Source organism: Mycobacterium fragae (genome assembly GCF_002102185.1).
In the GTDB taxonomy this organism is placed as follows: domain Bacteria; phylum Actinomycetota; class Actinomycetes; order Mycobacteriales; family Mycobacteriaceae; genus Mycobacterium; species Mycobacterium fragae.
Genome location: NZ_LQOW01000031.1, coordinates 695,102 through 712,420, shown reverse-complemented (window position 1 = coordinate 712,420; position 17,319 = coordinate 695,102). Strand labels below are relative to the sequence as shown.

19 protein-coding genes are annotated in these 17,319 nt (G+C 66.4%); 10 read left to right on the top strand and 9 right to left on the bottom strand.

Translation table 11 applies throughout. The features are described 5' to 3' along the window. Positions 1 to 220: 220 nt before the first annotated feature. A complete protein-coding gene (locus AWC06_RS21740) occupies positions 221 to 1,444 on the top strand; it encodes a DUF7159 family protein (protein WP_085200009.1) in 1,224 nt (407 codons plus the stop codon). 19 nt (positions 1,445 to 1,463) lie between these two features. Here AWC06_RS21740 and AWC06_RS21735 read toward each other — a convergent pair whose 3' ends face one another. The 4 genes from AWC06_RS21735 to AWC06_RS21720 form a co-directional block, all read right to left on the bottom strand. After that, positions 1,464 to 2,159 (bottom strand): DUF4389 domain-containing protein, encoded by a 696-nt coding sequence (locus tag AWC06_RS21735; protein WP_085200120.1) that lies wholly within the window; start codon positions 2,157 to 2,159, stop codon positions 1,464 to 1,466. A 96-nt stretch (positions 2,160 to 2,255) separates the two neighbouring features. Beyond that, positions 2,256 to 2,819, bottom strand: coding sequence for a YceI family protein (locus AWC06_RS21730; RefSeq protein WP_085200008.1), 564 nt, complete (start codon positions 2,817 to 2,819; stop codon positions 2,256 to 2,258). 1 nt (position 2,820) lies between these two features. Next, positions 2,821 to 3,834 (bottom strand): alcohol dehydrogenase catalytic domain-containing protein, encoded by a 1,014-nt coding sequence (locus tag AWC06_RS21725; RefSeq protein ID WP_085200007.1) that lies wholly within the window; start codon positions 3,832 to 3,834, stop codon positions 2,821 to 2,823. Between the two features lie 10 nt (positions 3,835 to 3,844). After that, positions 3,845 to 5,104: a cytochrome P450 gene (locus AWC06_RS21720; protein ID WP_085200006.1), complete on the bottom strand. Its 1,260-nt coding sequence runs from the start codon at positions 5,102 to 5,104 to the stop codon at positions 3,845 to 3,847. 166 nt (positions 5,105 to 5,270) lie between these two features. Between AWC06_RS21720 and AWC06_RS21715 the strand changes: the two genes are divergently transcribed. Next, entirely contained in the window at positions 5,271 to 5,720 is a 450-nt protein-coding gene (locus AWC06_RS21715) for a hypothetical protein (RefSeq protein ID WP_085200119.1), read from the top strand. Between the two features lie 68 nt (positions 5,721 to 5,788). Here AWC06_RS21715 and AWC06_RS21710 read toward each other — a convergent pair whose 3' ends face one another. Together AWC06_RS21710 and AWC06_RS21705 are read right to left on the bottom strand one after the other, a co-directional pair. Beyond that, a complete protein-coding gene (locus AWC06_RS21710; protein WP_085200005.1) occupies positions 5,789 to 6,919 on the bottom strand; it encodes a nitronate monooxygenase in 1,131 nt (376 codons plus the stop codon). Positions 6,920 to 6,961: 42 nt separating this feature from the next. After that, positions 6,962 to 7,423 carry a hypothetical protein gene (locus AWC06_RS21705; protein WP_085200004.1) on the bottom strand — a complete coding sequence of 154 codons (462 nt, stop codon included), beginning with the start codon at positions 7,421 to 7,423 and terminating at the stop codon, positions 6,962 to 6,964. Between the two features lie 68 nt (positions 7,424 to 7,491). On the opposite strand from AWC06_RS21705, the gene AWC06_RS21700 reads away from it, so the two are divergent. Next, on the top strand, positions 7,492 to 8,229 hold the full coding sequence (locus AWC06_RS21700; protein WP_085200003.1) for a glucose 1-dehydrogenase: 738 nt from the start codon (positions 7,492 to 7,494) through the stop codon (positions 8,227 to 8,229). A gap of 3 nt (positions 8,230 to 8,232) precedes the next feature. Here AWC06_RS21700 and AWC06_RS21695 read toward each other — a convergent pair whose 3' ends face one another. Continuing rightward, on the bottom strand, positions 8,233 to 9,084 hold the full coding sequence (locus tag AWC06_RS21695; RefSeq protein WP_085200002.1) for a TIGR03619 family F420-dependent LLM class oxidoreductase: 852 nt from the start codon (positions 9,082 to 9,084) through the stop codon (positions 8,233 to 8,235). Between the two features lie 23 nt (positions 9,085 to 9,107). Between AWC06_RS21695 and AWC06_RS21690 the strand changes: the two genes are divergently transcribed. Genes AWC06_RS21690 through fadD1 form a run of 7 tightly spaced genes read left to right on the top strand, consistent with a single transcriptional unit; the run spans position 9,108 to position 15,470 of the window. Then, the gene (locus AWC06_RS21690) at positions 9,108 to 10,286 is read left to right on the top strand and encodes an acyl-CoA dehydrogenase family protein (RefSeq protein ID WP_085200001.1); all 1,179 of its coding nucleotides are present in this window, start codon (positions 9,108 to 9,110) and stop codon (positions 10,284 to 10,286) included. Positions 10,287 to 10,288: 2 nt separating this feature from the next. Further along, complete coding sequence (locus tag AWC06_RS21685) at positions 10,289 to 11,350, top strand: acyl-CoA dehydrogenase family protein (RefSeq protein ID WP_085200000.1); 1,062 nt, start codon at positions 10,289 to 10,291, stop codon at positions 11,348 to 11,350. Next, the gene (locus AWC06_RS21680; protein ID WP_085199999.1) at positions 11,347 to 11,838 is read left to right on the top strand and encodes a MaoC family dehydratase; all 492 of its coding nucleotides are present in this window, start codon (positions 11,347 to 11,349) and stop codon (positions 11,836 to 11,838) included. The genes AWC06_RS21685 and AWC06_RS21680 overlap by 4 nt, the downstream gene beginning before the upstream one ends. A gap of 9 nt (positions 11,839 to 11,847) precedes the next feature. Beyond that, positions 11,848 to 12,276, top strand: a complete 429-nt coding sequence (locus tag AWC06_RS21675; protein ID WP_085199998.1) for a MaoC/PaaZ C-terminal domain-containing protein — start codon at positions 11,848 to 11,850, stop codon at positions 12,274 to 12,276. Next, entirely contained in the window at positions 12,273 to 13,475 is a 1,203-nt protein-coding gene (locus AWC06_RS21670) for a thiolase family protein (RefSeq protein ID WP_085199997.1), read from the top strand. The genes AWC06_RS21675 and AWC06_RS21670 overlap by 4 nt, the downstream gene beginning before the upstream one ends. A 2-nt stretch (positions 13,476 to 13,477) precedes the next feature. After that, positions 13,478 to 13,894, top strand: coding sequence for a Zn-ribbon domain-containing OB-fold protein (locus tag AWC06_RS21665; protein WP_085199996.1), 417 nt, complete (start codon positions 13,478 to 13,480; stop codon positions 13,892 to 13,894). After that, the gene (fadD1, locus tag AWC06_RS21660) at positions 13,887 to 15,470 is read left to right on the top strand and encodes a fatty-acid--CoA ligase FadD1 (RefSeq protein WP_085199995.1); all 1,584 of its coding nucleotides are present in this window, start codon (positions 13,887 to 13,889) and stop codon (positions 15,468 to 15,470) included. The genes AWC06_RS21665 and fadD1 overlap by 8 nt, the downstream gene beginning before the upstream one ends. Before the next feature lie 94 nt (positions 15,471 to 15,564). Here fadD1 and AWC06_RS21655 read toward each other — a convergent pair whose 3' ends face one another. Further along, positions 15,565 to 16,461, bottom strand: a complete 897-nt coding sequence (locus AWC06_RS21655; RefSeq protein ID WP_085199994.1) for a class I SAM-dependent methyltransferase — start codon at positions 16,459 to 16,461, stop codon at positions 15,565 to 15,567. Next, positions 16,458 to 17,309, bottom strand: coding sequence for a hypothetical protein (locus AWC06_RS21650; RefSeq protein ID WP_085199993.1), 852 nt, complete (start codon positions 17,307 to 17,309; stop codon positions 16,458 to 16,460). Before AWC06_RS21650 ends, AWC06_RS21655 begins: the two co-directional genes overlap by 4 nt. Between the last annotated feature and the right edge of the window lie 10 nt (positions 17,310 to 17,319).

Sequence of the window (17,319 nt, the reverse complement as noted above, 5' to 3'; positions counted from 1 at the left end):
GCGGTCCGTGGCAACGTCGTTGAGCCTGCAGTTCGCAAGTGCAGCCATATCTGTAGCCGGTACCCGATCAGCCGTTGTCGCGATGGGCGCGTAGGCTCACCCGCGGTAGGCCGACGAAGACCACGCTGTTCCGGTCGTCCGGCGCCCGCGAACCACCACCCAAGTCCTGGTGCTGTTCGCTGCGGCGCATCGGAGGCTGGGGCTTGATTGAGGTGCGAATTTGGATACGGTACTTGGGCTGTCGCTGACGTCGACGGCGGTCGGCTGGGTTCTGGTCGAGGGGCGAGCCGCAGACGGCACCATCGTGGACCATGAGGATTTCGAGGTTCACGCCGGCGGCGGGGTCCGTGCCGTCGAAGTCTCACAGCGGGCGACCGAGGCCGTGTTGCACGCACAAGCCGCCACGGCTCGCCACGATCAGCGACTTCACGTCATCGGGGTGACGTGGAGCGACGACGCGGCGGCCGAAGCTGCGCTGCTGCAGGAGTCGCTCACCGACGCCGGCTTCCATAACCTCGTTCCGATCCGCTTGCAGCAGGCCGCCGACATGCTGGCGCAGGGCATCGCACCGGTAGTCGGCTACGAGAAGGCCGCGGTCTGCGTTCTGGACAGCGAGTCGACGACCGTCGTGATGGTCGACAGCAGTGACGGCGACACGCAGACCGCCGTCAAGCACCTGTCCGGTGGTGCCGATCGGCTGAGCCAGTGGCTGGTCGCACTGTTCGACCGGGGCTCGTGGCGGCCGGACGGCGTGGTTGTCGTCGGCGCTGACAACGACCTCGACTCGCTGTCGTGGCAGCTGGAAAAGGTCCTGCCGGTCCCGGTGATCACTCAAAGCGGTGCACAGTTGGCCCTGGCACGCGGCGCGGCAATGGCAGCGGCGCAGTGCACGGAGTTCACCGACGACGACATTCTCGAAACGACCGGCCGAACGCCGGTGGTGCACCAGCGATCCCGGCAGCCTTCCCATGCGGGGGCATGGACGATGCTGGTTGCCGGCGCGGTCACGCTCGTGGCGTCGCTGGCGCTCGCGGTGGGCCCGCGTCTGATGCCGGAGCAGGCGTCCGCACCGGTTCACCATGCGGTGCACAAAGCGGCGAGTCCGCCGATTGCGCAAGCACCCCCTCTACCGCCTGCACCGGTCGAGGTCCCGGCGGCACGGCCGGCCCCCGAACCCACGCCCATCGAAGAGCCGCAGGTCTCACCGACACCCGTTGAGCAACAAGGCGTGAGCGCCGCAGCACCGGCCGCGGCACCCGCGGCCGAGCCGGTACCGCCGCCACCGCCCCCGCAACCGGTCCCTCCGCCGGAGCCCCCGCCGAATCCACATCCGCTCCTGACCAGAGTGCTCGAGCGCCTGCACGGGCATCAGGACGATCCCGCGCAGCAACCACCGGTGCCGCCGCAGGTTCCACCGCCCAACCCTGGGGCACCGCCGCCGTAGCGGCGGATGCCCAAGGCGCTCAGGCTGTTTCGGCCGCCGCCGGGGATCCCGGTTCACGCGGACCGGTGTCGAGGCGAAACGGCGGGTATTCGTCACGCATCAACGTGGTGTAGGCACGGACCCTGATCGCCCAGCGGTTGATTCCGATCGCGAAGTCGTACAACCCCTTCGGGTAGCGCCCGGTGAACAGCAACCCCAACAAGGCGATCACCAGCAGGATCGTTATCAGCGGCGGCAGATCGTAGCCGACGAATTTGCCCTGGTCCATCATGAGGACGCGCCAGCCCGCGGTGAAGAAGGCGAGAAGGATCAGGTAGTGCGGGATCGCCAGCAGCCACCATTTGATCAGCACAAGACCGCGGCTCAACCGCTCCGGGTAGTCGATCTCCAGGTCGGCGGGATAGTCGTCCTTCGGCTGCAAGCTGAACGGCGGATACCTGTCGGTGCCCAGTGCGAGCAGCGCGTAAAACGCGACACGCCAACGCCATCGCTTCACGCCGACGCTGAAGTCGAACAGTGCACGTGGGTATCTGCCGGTGAACAGGATCGCGAAGAACGCGATGATCGTCACCACGAAGGCGGCGATGTGCAAGAAGAACAGCACGATGTAGTGCGGAATGGCGAGGATCCATTTGATCAGCCATTGCCAGCGCGACAACGCAGGATCGAGGTCGCCTCGAACGCGGACGGGATAGGACGTGGGTTCGGGTTGCATGATCGGCAGCTCCTTACGCGGTTCGGCTCGATCGAGCCGTCCCCGATTGTTTCGCAATAAAGGCCGTCAACCCAAGCAATTCCGGAAGAGTGGACATCACGTCTCGTCGGCGAAATCCTTGGTTCGCTGCGCGGTGAACGACACGGTGACGTCGTCGGCGACCTTCAACGAGCCCATCAATAGCGAGTATCGGTTTACCCCGAAATCGGATTGGCGAACGCGGGCCTGACTGGACAACCGCCAGACATCGCCGAGATCGTCGGTGCGCAGGTCGATTGTCTGCGCTCGTGTCTTTCCGCGGATCTGCAGTGTCCCGGCCAGACGATAGCCGTCCCCGCTCTTTTCAATGCTGTTGGCGTCGAAGCTTATCCGGGGAAAGCGGCCGGCGTTCAGCTGTCGCAACGCATTTGACCGGATCAGGGTCTTTTCCGGGGCCGACAACGGCGTGAGGCCACCTTCGCCGCGCAGAACTTCCAGCGAGTCCACGTCGACCGTCAGCTGCGCCGCCGCGGGTTCACCATCAGACCACCTCACGGTGGCCTGCCAGCGCTTCATCGCGATGGTGAGGCGATGCCCCATTCGCGCCGCCCTGCCGGTGACCCCGGTATGAACGAGCAACTCACCGTCGGATGCGTTGAGGGTCCACGCGGTGCCGGCCACCTCAGACGGTGATCACCACGCGGTAACGCGGGCGTCCCTGCTCCATGGCCGCGTACGCGTCAGCGGCTTGGGCGAGTGGTCGTTCCTCGATCCATGCGCGCACGCCCGACATCACCGCGAATTGCATGGTCTCTTCGACTTCGCGTGCGGTGCCCGACGGGTGGCCGGTGATGGACAGGCCGGGTCCGATCAGCTGTGCCGGGCTGATCGGCAAAGGATCGGGTGTGACACCGATGGTGATCAGCTCACCGCGGGGGAGAAGCCCGCCCACGGTGGCCGCCATGGCGTCCGAATTACCCGCAGTGGCAAGGACAACCGATACGCCACCGAGCGCACGCATGGCTGCACTGACGTCACCGGCGGTGGAGTCGATGTAGTGGTGCGCGCCCAACTTGCGTGCGTCATCAGCTTTGTCGGTGCCGCGGGCGATCGCGATGGTCTCGAAACCCATCGCCCGGCAGAACTGGACACCGAGATGCCCAAGGCCGCCGATGCCGAGGACGGCCACCCGATCACCGGCCATGGCTTTCGTGTTGCGTAACGCGTTGTAGGTGGTGACCCCGGCGCAGCCCATCGGCGCGGCTTCGGCGAAGGACAGCTCGGACGGGATGCGGGCGAGCGCGCTGGCGGGCACCGTCACCGACTCCGCGTAGCCGCCGGGATACTGCCAGCTGGGCACCTTCATGTTCTCGCAATGAATGAAATCGCCTTTGCGGCACGGGATGCAGTGATAGCAGCACCCGCCGAACCAACCGACCGCGACGCGGTCACCCACCGCGAAGTCGGTGACGCCGGCACCGACTTCGGCGACGGTTCCGGCGATTTCATGGCCAGGAGTCAGCGGCCATGACATGTCCGGGAAGCCGCCGTGGACGAAGGCACGGTCGGTGCCACAGACGCCGCACGCGGAAACCGCGATCCGAACTTCGTCACGGCCCGGGGATGGCGTTTCGACGTCGGCTAACTCCAGTGTGGCGCCAGCGGCGGACACTTGGACAGCCCGATGAGTGGCCATTGAGGTTATTTTAATGTGCCACCGGGCATTTCGCTCCAGTGGTGTGGTAGTCGACCTGCCAGTGCTTGATGCCGTTGAGCCATCCCGACCGCAGCCGCTCGGGCTTACCCGCGGATGTGAGATCGGGTATCTGGTCGGCGATCGCGTTGAAGATCAGGTCGATCGTCATCCGCGCCAGATTCGCGCCCATGCAGTAGTGCGCACCCGTGCCGCCAAACCCCACGTGCGGGTTGGGATCACGCAGGATGTTGAAGGTGAACGGATCGTCGAACACGTCCTCGTCGAAGTTCGCGGAGCGGTAGAACATCACCACCCGCTGCCCCTTTTTGATCTGTACCCCGGACAACTCGTAGTCCTGCAGCGCGGTGCGCTGGAACGACGTCACCGGAGTCGCCCACCGGACGATTTCGTCCGCGGCCGTCGCCGGGCGCTCACGCTTGAACAGCTCCCACTGGTCCGGGTAGTCGGTGAAGGCCATCATCCCTTGAGTGATGGAGTTACGCGTGGTCTCGTTGCCGGCGACCGCCAGCAGGATGACGAAGAACCCGAACTCGTCCTCGGAAAGCTTGTGCCCGTCGACGTCGGCCTGGACCAGCGTGGTCACCAGATCCTGTCCAGGGTTCTTGGTCTTTTCGGCGGCCATCTGCATGCCGTACATGATCAGCTCGACCGACGCGGTGATGGCGTCGTTGTTCGCGAACTCCGGATCCTGGTCGCCGACCATCTGATTCGACCAGTGAAACAGTTTCTTACGGTCTTCCTGCGGCACGCCCATCAACCCGGCGATGGCCTGCAGCGGCAGCTCACACGACACCTGCTCGACGAAGTCGCCGCAACCCTCGGCCGCGGCGGCCGCGACGATGCGCTGCGCGCGCTCGTTGAGGTCGTCGCGCAGGCGTTCGACCGCGCGCGGCGTGAAGGCCCGCGAGACGATCTTGCGTAGCCGAGTGTGCTGCGGCGCGTCCATGTTCAGCAGCACGAACTTGCCGCGCTCGACCTGCTCACCGACCGTGCCGTCCTTGTAGCGCGGCAACGCGGTCTTTTCCAGGCTGGAGAACACGTCGCTGCGCAGCGAGATCTCTTTGACGTCCTTGTGCTTGGTCACCACCCAATAGCCGCCGTCGTCGAACCCCCCAACGCCGTATGGCTGTTCGTTCCACCAGATCGGCGCGCACCGCCGCATCTCGGCCAGTTCCTCGACGGGAAGGCGCTCGGCGTAGATGCCAGGATCGGTGAAATCGAATCCGGGTGGGAGGTTCGGAGTCGGCATCGGGGGCACTCCTAGTAATACGACTGGTATTCGACCCGTTCTGGCTCAGTAAAGCATCGCGATCCCGGAAATGGAACGTGTTCTCGCGAGCGGCTTCGACCGGCACACAGCGCGTACGCGGCGAAACGACCTTGTGGCCGAGGCCCTACTCGTTATGGTGTTGGTCATGATTCGCGAACTGTTCACCGCCGCTGCGATCGCCGCGACAACTGTGAGCCTGGCACCGACTGCCGCCGCTGACCCCCAGCACTACGACGGCGATGTGCCCGGGATGAACTACGACGCCTCGTTGGGTGCTCCGTGCGACAACTACGAGCGGTTCATCTACGGACGCGGCCCGAACGGTCAGGCCGAAGCGTGCCACTTCATCACCCACCAGTTCCCGGCCGCGCAATCGGGCTACTGGGTGGTCACCTACCCGCTGCGCGGGGTCCAGCAGGTCGGTGCCCCGTGTGACAACCCGCGGGGGTTGTCGGCCCAGTCTCCCGACGGGCTTCCGATGCTCTGCACCGAACATGGCTGGCAGATCGGGCAATTGACCAACGGCGGGTTCCCGCTTCAAAGCGGAGGGTTCCCCTCAGACACAGGTATCACCAGCGATAACCCGAACCCGTAATAGATATCCAGATCACACAAACGGGGAATCTGGAGGTAATCACCGGCAAAAACGCCGACGACGAGTGATCAGACGCTGGCTGCGGCGTTGAGCTCGTCCAGCCGGTTCGTCGCTTCCAGGTACTCCTGCACCCAGCGCTCGATGACCGTCGACGTCTTCTCCACTTTGCTGAACTGCCCGACCACCTGTCCGACGGGGTTGAACGCGACGTCGACGGTCTCGTTTGGGTACTTGTTGGTGGCCCGCACCGCCATCCCGGAGACCATGTACTGCAGCGGCATGCCCAACGGCTTCGGGTTCTCCGGCTTCTCCCAGGCCTCGGTCCAGTCGTTGCGCAGCATTCGGGCCGGCTTGCCGGTGAACGAGCGACTGCGGACGGTGTCCCGGCTGTCCGCCTTGGCGTATGCCGCCTGCTGGACGGGGGTGTTGGAGGCTTCCTCGACCATCAGCCACTGCGAACCGGTCCAGGCGCCCTGCGCGCCCAGCGCCAGAGCCGCGGCGATCTGCTGACCACTGCCGATGCCGCCTGCCGCGAGCACCGGTATCGGGGCGACCTCCTTGACGACCTGCGGCCACAGCACGATCGAGCCCACCTCGCCGCAGTGTCCGCCGGCCTCACCGCCCTGGGCGATGATGACGTCCACCCCCGCGTCGGCGTGCTTTCTGGCCTGAGACGGTGAGCCGCACAGCGCGGCCACCTTGCGACCGGAATCGTGGACGTGCTTGATCATGTCCGCCGGTGGGGTGCCGAGCGCATTGGCGATCATCGCCACCTTCGGATGCTTCAGGGCCACCTCGACCTGCGGCGTGGCGGTCGCCTCGGTCCAGCCCAGCAACTGCAAGGTGTCCTCGTCTGCGTTCTCCACGGGGACCCCGTGGTCGGCGAGAATCTTCTTGGCGAAGTCCAGGTGCTCCTGCGGCACCATCTTGCGCAGCGTTTCAGCCAGCTCTTCGGCGGACAGGTGCGCGTCCATGCCCTCGTATTTGTTCGGGATCACGATGTCGACGCCGTACGGGTGGTCGCCGATGTTCTCGTCGATCCAGTTCAGTTCGATCTCCAGCTGTTCCGGCGTGAAGCCGACCGCGCCAAGCACGCCGAAGCCGCCCGCTTTGCTGACCGCGACGACGACATCGCGGCAGTGCGTAAAAGCAAAGATCGGAAACTCGATCCCGAGTTCGTCACAGATGGGGGTATGCATGCCTGCTCCTGAATCGCTGGCCGAATTGAAACGTGTTCTAGTTTAGTACACCACCCACAAGACGACGAATGCCAGCATGCAGCCGGCGCACATCAGATGATCCCGGCAGATGGCGCGGGCCAGCCGGCTTTGGCGGGCCGTGTCGTCCGAACGACTGCCGAGCCGGACCGCGTTGGGGACAGTGCGCGTCAAGGCCAGCCCAATCGGGGCGCCCGCCAGCACTGCCGAGGCGGCCACCAACCAGCCCGGGTCATGCCCGCGGACCGCGCGGATCGCCAATGCTGCCAGCAAGACGACCATGACGACGGCGATGAGCCGGTTCATCGGTCGCGATCCGGTGGTCGCACGCCGGTAGTAGGCCGCGATAGAGGCCAACACCGATTCCGGCAGCTCATCGCGGGCGTCTCGGCGGCCGAGGACCTGTGTGTCGAACATCAGGTCCATCCACAGCACGGCGAGCAGAAACCCGCTGCACGCGGTGAGTAACGACGTCGCGACGCTCATCGTCTCATTGTCAGGCCCATTGTTTCCCGGCGCTCGACCCGAAACCGGCTGCGGTAGCCTGACCCGTCATGGGACGCGTGGACGGAAAAGTTGCACTGATCAGCGGCGGCGCTCAGGGCATGGGGGCTGCCCATGCCCGGATGCTGGTCGGGGAGGGCGCCAAGGTCGTCATCGGCGACATCCTCGACGAGAAGGGCAAGGCGCTGGCCGACGAGCTCGGGAACGCCGCGCGGTACGTCCACCTCGACGTCACCCAGCCCGATGACTGGGAAGCCGCCGTCTCCACCGCGCTCAACGACTTCGGCGCACTCAACGTGTTGGTCAACAATGCCGGCATCGTGGCCCTGGGACAGATCGGCAAGTTCGACATGGCCAAGTGGCAGAAGGTCATCGACGTCAACCTCACCGGCACGTTCCTGGGTATGCAGGCCGCCGTCGAGCCGATGAAAGCCGCCGGCGGCGGCTCGATCATCAACGTCTCGTCCATCGAGGGTCTGCGCGGGGCGGTCATGGTGCACCCCTACGTCGCCTCCAAGTGGGCGGTGCGGGGCCTGACCAAGTCGGCCGCCCTGGAATTGGGCCCGCACAACATCCGGGTCAACTCCATCCATCCCGGCTTCATCCGCACCCCGATGACCAAGCATTTCCCGGACGACATGGTCACCACCCCGCTCGGCCGGCCCGGGCAGTCCGACGAGGTCGCCACGTTCGTCGTGTTTTTGGCCAGCGACGAATCTTCGTATGCGACCGGTGCCGAGTTCGTGATGGACGGCGGGCTGGTCAACGACGTCCCGCACAGGATGTAGCCGCTAGCGGCACTTTGCGATCACGGTCTCGGCGAACCGCTCGATGGCCGCTCGATACGGCAGGTCCTCGGCGCCCGCCCAGGGCGCGCACATCACCGCGGTCACCCCGAGGTCTTCGGCGCGCCGGTAGAGGTCCGCCGACGGCGGCTCCAGCAAGGCCAGCATGATCTCGAACGGCTCGTCGTGCCGACCATATTCGCGGCGCAGCGCGGTCAGCTTCTGGACATAGGCCGCGGCGTCGTCCCACGCATAAGCCGTGCCGACCCATCCGTCGCACAGCCGTGCCGCCCGCCGCAACGCCGCATCCGATTCGCCGCCACACAGGATCGGCACCGGCGCACTCGGGTGCGGTTCGAGCATCAACTCCGGCACCTGGTAGTAGCGGCCGCTCCACGACACCCAACCGCCCTGCCACAGTGCACGCAACGCCGGGATCATCTCGTCGAGCCGTTTGCCTCGGTTGCCGAAATCCTGGCCCATCAGCTCGAATTCCTCGCGCATCCAGCCGGCGCCGACGGCCAGCGACACCCGGCCCTCGGAGATGACCGACGCGGTGGCCACCTGTTTGGCGACCTCCAACAGCGGACGAGCCGGCGCGACGTAGACGGCGTTGGAGAAGCGCAGCCGCCGCGTCACCGACGCCATGGCGCCGATCAGAATCCACGAGTCCGGCCACGCTGTCTCGGGTGACCACGGCGGCCGGTCCGCACCGGTGGGGTAGGGCGATGTCAGGCGGCGCGGATAGATCATGTGGTCGGCGCAGATCACGCCGTCGTAGCCGGCCTCGTCGAGCAGTTGCGCGACGGCCAGGGCATCCTTCGCGCTCATAAATGGTGTGCCCGACCAGAATTGCATCCCCGTACTCTAATGTTCGGATCGTGGACTTCGAGCTCGACGCCGAGCAGAGCGCCTGGTTGGCCGAGGTGCGCGCCTTTCTGCACGAGAACGTCACCCCGGCGTTGCGAGCGGAGCTGGCCGAACGGGGCCAGGAGGAACACGGCGGGGAAGTCGCGGCATTCCGGCGCAAGATCGGCGAGAAGGGCTGGTTCGGGCTGAACTGGCCGCCCGAATACGGCGGGCTGGGCCTCGGCGCCATCTACCAGCATCTGCTGATGCGCGAATTCGAGTACTGGGGTGTGCCCGGCCCGGATCTGACGGTGACCTCGGTGGCCCCGATGATCATGCGGCACGGCACCGAGCAGAACAAGAAGGAGTTCCTCCCGCCGATTGCGCGCGGCGAAATGACCTGTGCGGTGGGCTATTCCGAACCGGAGGCAGGCACCGACCTGGCCAGCCTGCGCACCCGCGCGGTGCGTGACGGCGACGAATGGGTGATCACGGGATCCAAGATCTGGAACAGCGGCGCGCAGCGCGCCACCCATGAGTGGCTGTGCGTGCGCACCGATCCCAGCGCTGCACGGCACAGGGGAATCTCGGTGATCATCGTGCCGGTCAACCTACCCGGCATCACGATCCGTCCGCTTTACGCGTGGTCGGGGTACCGCACCAACGAGGTGTTCTTCGACGAGGTCCGGGTTCCCGTCGGCAATCTGATCGGCGAGGTCAATCAGGGCTGGACGTACATCACCGGCGCGCTGGATCTGGAACGCGGCGCGCTGACCAACGCCGGGGATCTCCGCCGCGCGCTCGACGAGCTGACCGAGCTGGCCGCCCGTCCCGGCCGCGACGGGACCGTGCCGTTGCGTTCCGCGAGCTTTCGTAGGCGGCTGGCCCAAGCCGAGGCGGACGTCGAGGCCGCGGTGCTGATGGGATATGAGGCGGCATCGTTGCTGGACAGCGGGGTGATCCCGACGGTGGAAGTCAGCGTTGAGAAGGTGTTCAGCAGCGAACTGCGCCAGCGGATCGCCGACCTGGCCATCGACCTGCTCGGCCCCGACGGACTGCTGGCGTATCGCAGCCCAGCCGCACCGCTGGACGGCCAGTTCGAGCGCTTGTACCGGGTGTCGCCGCTGATGCGGTTCGGCGGAGGCACCAACGAGGTGCTGCGCGACGTCATCGCCCAACGGGGCCACGGCATGCCGTCATACGGACGTTGAGCATGCGGCTGTTACCCGACCAAGACGAACAAGACCTGTCGTCGATGCTGCGCAAACTGTTGGCCACTGACAGGACGCCGCAATCGTTATGGGCGGCACTGGCGGACGCCGGTGTGTTCGGTCTGACGCTTCCCGAGCAATACGGCGGTTCCGGCGGCACGCTGTCCGACCTCGGTATCTTCTGCGTGGAAGCCGGTCGCGCTCTGTGTCCGACCATCGTGCACAGCACCGTGCAGGCGGCGCTGGCCGTGCATCTGCTCGGCGGGCCGCAACAACATGCGGCGTGGCTGCCGCTGCTATCGAGTGGAAGCATCAGCGCCACAACGGGTTTGTGGAGCGCACGCAATTCCGCGATGATCACGCCGACGCTGCTCGCCTGCCCGGGACCCGACGGCGGGTGGCGGCTGCGCGGTACCGCCGACTTCGTCGCCGACGCCGATTTGGCCGACCACATCGTGGTGTCGGCGGCGACCGACGGACGGACCATGGGCTTCGTCGTCGACATGCGCGCGCCGGGTCTGCGCGTCGAGCCGCTGCAGCTGATGGGCGCCCACCGGTCCTTCTGCGTTCGCTTCGACGATGTGCCGGTGGCGGATGGTCCGGCGGTGCTCGCGGACATCGCGGATTCTGATTTGCGCCGGGTGGCCAACGCGGCGGTGGCGTTGCTGTCGCTCGATCTGGTCGGGGTCGGTGAGGCGGTGCTGCAACGCACGGTCGACTACACCACCACGCGCCGGCAGTTCGGCCGGCCAATCGCCTCGTTTCAGGCGGCACAGCACCTGGTGGCGAACATGCATATCGCGTTGGCCGCCGCCCGGCTGGCCGCGCAGTCGGCCGTGTTCTGGATCGGCAAGGGCCGCACCGCCACCCGGGAGACCGCGATCGCCCGCATGCACGCGGCCACCGCCGCGAAATCGATCACGCTGGATGCCCACCAACTGCACGGCGGCATGGGTTACGTGGTCGAGACCGACCTGCATTTGTTCTCCGAGCGGGCACGGGTGCTGGCGACGCTCGGCGGCGGCGCGGACATCGCCGCGACATGGTTGGAGGACAACGGATGAGTCTGATCGACGCCGAGTCCGCGTCGCGCGTGGGCACCGTCGCCGCCACCGCAACCGGCGAAGTCAACCGGCGCGACTGGCAACGCTGGGCCGCGGCCGTCGGCGACCACAACCCGTTGTGGTTCGACGCCGAATACGCTCGCGCCCAAGGCTATCGCGACATCATCTGCCCGCCGCTCTACCTGCAATACGCCGTGCTGGGAGCAACGCCGCTGGATGGGCTGCGGCCGGACGGTTCTTCCGGAGCGGTGTCGGGCAGCCTGGCGTTTCCCCGCGCGCCCAAACGGATGGCCGGCGGGGAGAGCACCAGATTCTACGGGCCCGCATATCACCGCGACGAGATCGAGATGGTGCGCACGATCGAGTCGATCGTGGAAAAGCAGGGCCGCTCAGGCCCGTTCGTTCTGGTCACATGGCGAACCGTGTACCGCAACCAGCGGCGTGAATTGGTCGCCGAGGCAACGACATCGATGATCGCCCGACCGTAGAGGAGTTCGATGTTCTACGAAGACGTCCACGTCGGCGATCCGTTGCCGGGCCTTACGGTGACCGTCGACGAGCGGCAGATGTTCTTCTTCAGCGCCGCCACCTACAACGGTCACCGCATCCACTACGACAAAGACTGGGCCCGAACCGTCGAGGGGTATGACAACGTGTTGGTGCAGGGCCCGCTTCAGGCGGCGCTACTCGCGCGTGCCATCACCGATTGGATCGGCGGCCGAGGCCGGTTGGTCGAATACGCCGTGCAGAACCGGGCGGTCGCATTCCCTGGCGAAGAGCTGAGTTTCGGTGGAGTGGTCACCGGCAAGCGGCTGGCCGACGGCACCGGCCTGGTCGATCTCGACATCGCCGGGCGGCGGGGGAGCACCGTGCTGATGCCCGGCACCGCGACCGTCGCGCTGCCACGCCGGGAAGAATCAGCATGACCGGCCTACGCGGCGAGGCGGCCATCATCGGCATCGCCGAACTGCCCGCCGAGCGCAAACAGACCAGGCCGCCGTCGTTCACCCTCGACCAGTACGCCCTGCTGGCCAGGATGGTCGTCGAGGACGCCGGTGTCGACGCCACCGTGGTCAACGGCCTGATCTGCCACGGCCTGGCGGAATCCGACATGTTCGCCCCGGCCACGCTCGCCGAATACCTCGGGCTGCCAGTGGATTTCGGTGAACGGGTCGACCTCGGCGGTGCGACGTCGGCGGGGATGGTGTGGCGGGCCGCGGTCGCCGTCGAACTCGGGCTGTGTGACGCCGTTCTCGCGGTGGTGCCCGGCTCCTCGATGCTGCCGAAGTCCGCGCGGCAGCCGGAGCCTGCACCCCGATGGCATGGAGCGTCGAGCAACAAGTACGGATCGCCGCAGGCCGAGTTCGAGATCCCATACGGCAACGTCGGCCAGAACGCGCCCTACGCGCAAATCGCGCAGCGGTATGCGGCGGTGTTCGGCTACGACCCGGCGGCGCTGGCGAAGCTGGCCGTCGACCAGCGCGCGAACGCCTGCGCGCATCCCGGCGCGGTGTTCCACGGCAAGCCGATCACAGTCGACGACGTGCTGAACAGCCCGATGATCGCCGATCCGATCCACATGCTGGAGACCGTGATGCGGGTGCAAGGCGGTGCCGGCGTTCTGATCGCCAACGCGGACGTGGCGCGGCACGCGCGGCATCGGCCGGTGTGGGTCAGGGGATTCGGCGAACACATCGCGTTCAAGACTCCGACCTACGCCGACGATCTCCTGACCACTCCGGTGGCGCGTGCTGCGGAGCGGGCGTTCGCCATGGCGGGCCTGACGCGCTCAGAGGTCGATGTTGCATCCATTTACGACTGCTACACCATCACCGTGCTGATGACCCTCGAGGATGCCGGATTCTGCGCCAAAGGGGAAGGCATGCGCTGGGTTAACGAGCATGACCTGACCTTCGGCGGCGACTTTCCGCTCAACACCGCCGGCGGGCAGCTGTCGTTCGGGCAAGCGGGGATGGCCGGCGGCATGCATCATGTCGTCGACGCCGCCCGCCAGGTGATGGGCCGCGCAGGCGACGCGCAAGTGCGCGACTGCCATCGGGCTTTTGTGTCCGGCACCGGCGGCATCATGAGCGAGCAGGTCGCGCTGATTCTGGGCGGTGACTGAGGATGACCGAACCGCGGCCCCTTCCCGAACCGACGCCGGTGTCGCAGCCGTTTTGGCAAGCACTCACCGAACACCGGATCATGGTGCAGTATTCTCCGTCGCTCGACCGGTACGTGTTCTATCCGCGCACGCTGGCCCCCGGCACGTTGGCAGACGACCTGGAGTGGCGCGAAATCGACGGCGCCGGAACACTTTACACCTTCACGGTGGCGCGACGACCGACCGGTCCGCCGTGGGCGGACGCATTGCCTCAGATTCTCGCGGTGGTGCAGTGGGACGCCGGACCGCGGGTCAGCACCGAACTGGTGGATGTCGATCCGGACGACGTCCGCATCGGCATGCGGGTGAGCCCGGTGTTCTGCGATGTCGCCGATGCGGGCATCACCCTGCTGCGGTATCGACCGGAGCGAAATGTTTGAAACCGTCCAGCAGCTGCTGCGAAGCCGTATGCACGACGACACCGTTGCGGTCGCCCACGGCGATCGAACATGGACGTGGCAAGAGCACCTCGGTGAGGCGGCCGCTGAGGCATCGGCGTTGATCGGGCTCGCCGATGACACCCGTCCGCTGCACGTCGGCGCCTTGCTCGGCAACTCGCCGGCCATGCTGCGGTCGATGGCGGCGGCCGCGTTGGGCGGTTACGTGTTGTGCGGCATCAACACCATCCGCCGCGGCGCCGGGCTGCTCGCCGACATCCGGCGCGCAGACTGCCAACTGCTGCTCGTCGACCCCGACCACCTGCCGCTGCTCGACGGGCTGGACCTGGCCGGCATCGCGGTGCTCGACGTGACTTCGCCGCGCTACCGCGACGCCGTCGCCGCAGCGCCGCCGCTGGTGCCGCACCGCGAAGTCAGGCCGGACGACACCCTGATGATGATCTTCACGTCCGGAACCAGCGGCAACCCAAAAGCGGTCCGCTTCGCCCACGTGATGGCGATCCTTTGCGGCGCAAGCCTGATCGGCCAGTTCGACATCACCGCGGCGGATGTCTGCTACCTGTCGATGCCGTTGTTTCACTCCAACGGCGTGGCCGCCGGCTGGGCGGTGGCGATCGGAAGCGGTGCCACCATGGTGCCGGCGCGGTTCTCGCCGTCGCGATTTCTGGCCGACATCCGCCGTCACAACGTCACCTACATGAATTACGTCGGCAAGCCGTTAGCGTTGGTGCTGGCCACCCCGGAGCGGCCCGACGACGCCGACAACACGCTGCGAATAGCGTTCGGTAACGAGGCGACCGAACGTGATATCGCGGAGTTCAGCGGGAGATTCGGCTGCCAGGTCGTCGACAGCTTCGGATCGAGTGAGTTCGCGGTGATCGTCACCCGCGAAGACGGCACCCCGGCCGGATCCATCGGTAAAGGCTATCCGGGGGTCAGCGTGTACAACCCGGAAACGGTTACCGAATGTGCGCCAGCGATTTTCGACGAAACCGGTGCGCTGGCCAACGTCGACGAAGCGGTCGGGGAACTGGTGAACACCCAGGGCGCCGGGCCGTTTTCCGGCTACTACAACGACCCGGCGGCCACTGCCGAGCGGATGCGCCACGGCATGTACTGGTCCGGTGATCTGGCCTACCGAGACGCCGACGGATGGATCTATCTGGCCGGGCGCACGGCGGACTGGCTCCGCGTGGACGGCGAGAACCTGGCGGCCGCGCCGATCGAGCGAATTCTGCAGCGGCTCACCCCGATCAACCAGGTCGCGGTTTACGGGGTTCCGGACGAACTGGTCGGCGACCAGGTGATGGCCGCGATCGTGCTCAACGAAGGTGAGGCCTTGACGCCGAGCGACTTTGAAAGCTTTCTCGCCGGTCAAGCCGACCTGTCGGCGAAGGCCTGGCCCCGTTTCGTCCGGATCAACAGCGAGCTGCCGAAAACGGCGACCAACAAAATCCTCAAACGCGAGCTGATCCACGCGGGCGTGACCGCCGGCGACGGTGTGCTGTGGGAGCGGGTGGGCCGCAGCACCACCTACCGCGAGACGCGCGAGGCGTAATTGCCGTCGCATGCACCGCCGACTGTGTGGGTTATGGTCGAAAAATCGCGAAATCGCGTGCATAACCCACACACTCGGCGCCAGGCGGCGAGGCTCAACGGGTCGCCGTGATGTATTCGGAGTGCATGATGTTGTCGATTTGCACATCCACATCGTTGGGTGTTCGTCCGTAGTCGGTTTGCAACTGCGGGTTGGTGCGGACCGGATCGACTGACCATCCGTGTTCGGCCAGCCACTGCGCGGGTTTGGTCTTCGTTTCCTGGTCGTAGGTGAAATTCGAGAAATCGAAGTCGCCGGACTTGTTCAGGCCGGGGTAGGTCGCCTCCAGGGCGGAGAGCCGATGTCGGTCAAGGCCCGAACCGAGCGCACCAATCGCGAGCCGGCTGCCCGGCGCCGAGAGCTGATCGATGCGCGTGAACAGGGTGTCTTGCGCGGCGGCGGTCAAGTAGGGCAGCAGCCCTTCCACCGACCAGGCGCTGGGCTGTTGCGGGTCGAAGCCGGATGCCCGCAGCGGTATCGACCAGTCGGTCCGCAGATCCACCGCGACGTCGATCCGCCGGGCGGTGGGCTCGGCCCCGTGCTCGGCAAGCACGCGTCGCTTGAACTCAAGGACTTTCGGCCGATCGATCTCGAACACTGTTGTGCCGCTTGGCCACGCAAGCCGGTATGCCCGCGAATCCAGACCCGCGCCGACGATGATCGCTTGCCGCAAACCGCCGTCGGCCATTGACATGAAGAACTCGTCGAAAAACCGGGTTTGCACGCCGTAAAGCCGCGGGAATGCCGTCGCGCCCTCAGATGTTCCCGGATCGGCAAGTTGCGCAGTCAAATACGGATCGGCCGAGGCAGCGATGAAATGCCGCGCATATTCGTCTCGGACCAATGGGTCGGGACTTGCGGTGTGTAATGCACGCCATCCGGCTACCAGCAGGGCGGTGTAGCCGACGCTGGTGACGATGTCCCATTCGTCGTCGTCGGAGCGTGCGGTCATCGTTGGCTTTCGAACAGGTACGACCCGACGGTGATCGCCCGGTCGTCGGCGCCCTCGTCATGGATGACGGTGCGCACCGCGACGCTGCCATTGGCGCCGGCGATCGGTTCGGCTTCGACGCGGAACGGGCCGGCCTTGCCGCGGGCCACGAACATGACGTGAGAGGACACGCCTTGCAGCCGATCGGTGTCGGCGAGCCCGGCGGCTTGCTCAAGGGCCGCTGTCTCCAGGACGACGAACTGGGGCCCAAGGTGCAGCGCCGCGTCCGGTGACGCCACCTCAGCGGCGAGTTCCGGTAGGGTCCAGTGCCCGTCGTCGCGGCGATGCGCGCCGAACACGCGCCACAGCGGCGGCAGGTCGGGGGAGTCGACCACCTCGATCGGTTCGACCGGCATCCGGTCCAGCCCCTCGGGTGGCGTGCCGATGCTGATGCCTTCGCCCTCGGTCAGCGCGAGCACCCGGGCCGGCTGATCGGCGTCGACGATGCGGGATCGGCTGAAACCCATCTTCCGGCCGCGCCTTACCACCTCGGTCTTCACCTCGATGCGACGCACGTCTCGGCCCGGGTCGAGCACTTGGCAGGAGTGGATGACCGGGTTGGGAACCGCCTCCAGATCGGACATTCCGCCGCCTTCCGGGGAGGCGATGCCCAGCATGGCCAGCAGTATGCCGCCGGTCGGGTTGCGCATATCGTGACGCAGCGTGACGGTGTCGTCAACCGGGCCCAGGTCCATCGACACGTAACTGCGCCCGATGTAGCGGTAGCTCAGCAGTCCGCCCCAGCGCCGGCGAAGCTCGGCGGCATAGGCGTCGGGGTCACCGGCGAGTTCACGAATGTCTCGCAGCATGCGGTCCGTG

Coding starts and splice junctions, on each gene's coding strand:
- AWC06_RS21735 (WP_085200120.1), bottom strand. CDS start 2,159: ATGCAACCCGAACCCACGTCCTATCCCGTCCGCGTTCGAGGCGACCTC.
- AWC06_RS21725 (WP_085200007.1), bottom strand. CDS start 3,834: ATGGCCACTCATCGGGCTGTCCAAGTGTCCGCCGCTGGCGCCACACTG.
- AWC06_RS21720 (WP_085200006.1), bottom strand. CDS start 5,104: ATGCCGACTCCGAACCTCCCACCCGGATTCGATTTCACCGATCCTGGC.
- AWC06_RS21715 (WP_085200119.1), top strand. CDS start 5,271: ATGATTCGCGAACTGTTCACCGCCGCTGCGATCGCCGCGACAACTGTG.
- AWC06_RS21710 (WP_085200005.1), bottom strand. CDS start 6,919: ATGCATACCCCCATCTGTGACGAACTCGGGATCGAGTTTCCGATCTTT.
- AWC06_RS21705 (WP_085200004.1), bottom strand. CDS start 7,423: ATGAGCGTCGCGACGTCGTTACTCACCGCGTGCAGCGGGTTTCTGCTC.
- AWC06_RS21700 (WP_085200003.1), top strand. CDS start 7,492: ATGGGACGCGTGGACGGAAAAGTTGCACTGATCAGCGGCGGCGCTCAG.
- AWC06_RS21695 (WP_085200002.1), bottom strand. CDS start 9,084: ATGCAATTCTGGTCGGGCACACCATTTATGAGCGCGAAGGATGCCCTG.
- AWC06_RS21685 (WP_085200000.1), top strand. CDS start 10,289: ATGCGGCTGTTACCCGACCAAGACGAACAAGACCTGTCGTCGATGCTG.
- AWC06_RS21680 (WP_085199999.1), top strand. CDS start 11,347: ATGAGTCTGATCGACGCCGAGTCCGCGTCGCGCGTGGGCACCGTCGCC.
- AWC06_RS21675 (WP_085199998.1), top strand. CDS start 11,848: ATGTTCTACGAAGACGTCCACGTCGGCGATCCGTTGCCGGGCCTTACG.
- AWC06_RS21670 (WP_085199997.1), top strand. CDS start 12,273: ATGACCGGCCTACGCGGCGAGGCGGCCATCATCGGCATCGCCGAACTG.
- AWC06_RS21665 (WP_085199996.1), top strand. CDS start 13,478: ATGACCGAACCGCGGCCCCTTCCCGAACCGACGCCGGTGTCGCAGCCG.
- fadD1 (WP_085199995.1), top strand. CDS start 13,887: ATGTTTGAAACCGTCCAGCAGCTGCTGCGAAGCCGTATGCACGACGAC.
- AWC06_RS21655 (WP_085199994.1), bottom strand. CDS start 16,461: ATGACCGCACGCTCCGACGACGACGAATGGGACATCGTCACCAGCGTC.
- AWC06_RS21650 (WP_085199993.1), bottom strand. CDS start 17,309: ATGCTGCGAGACATTCGTGAACTCGCCGGTGACCCCGACGCCTATGCC.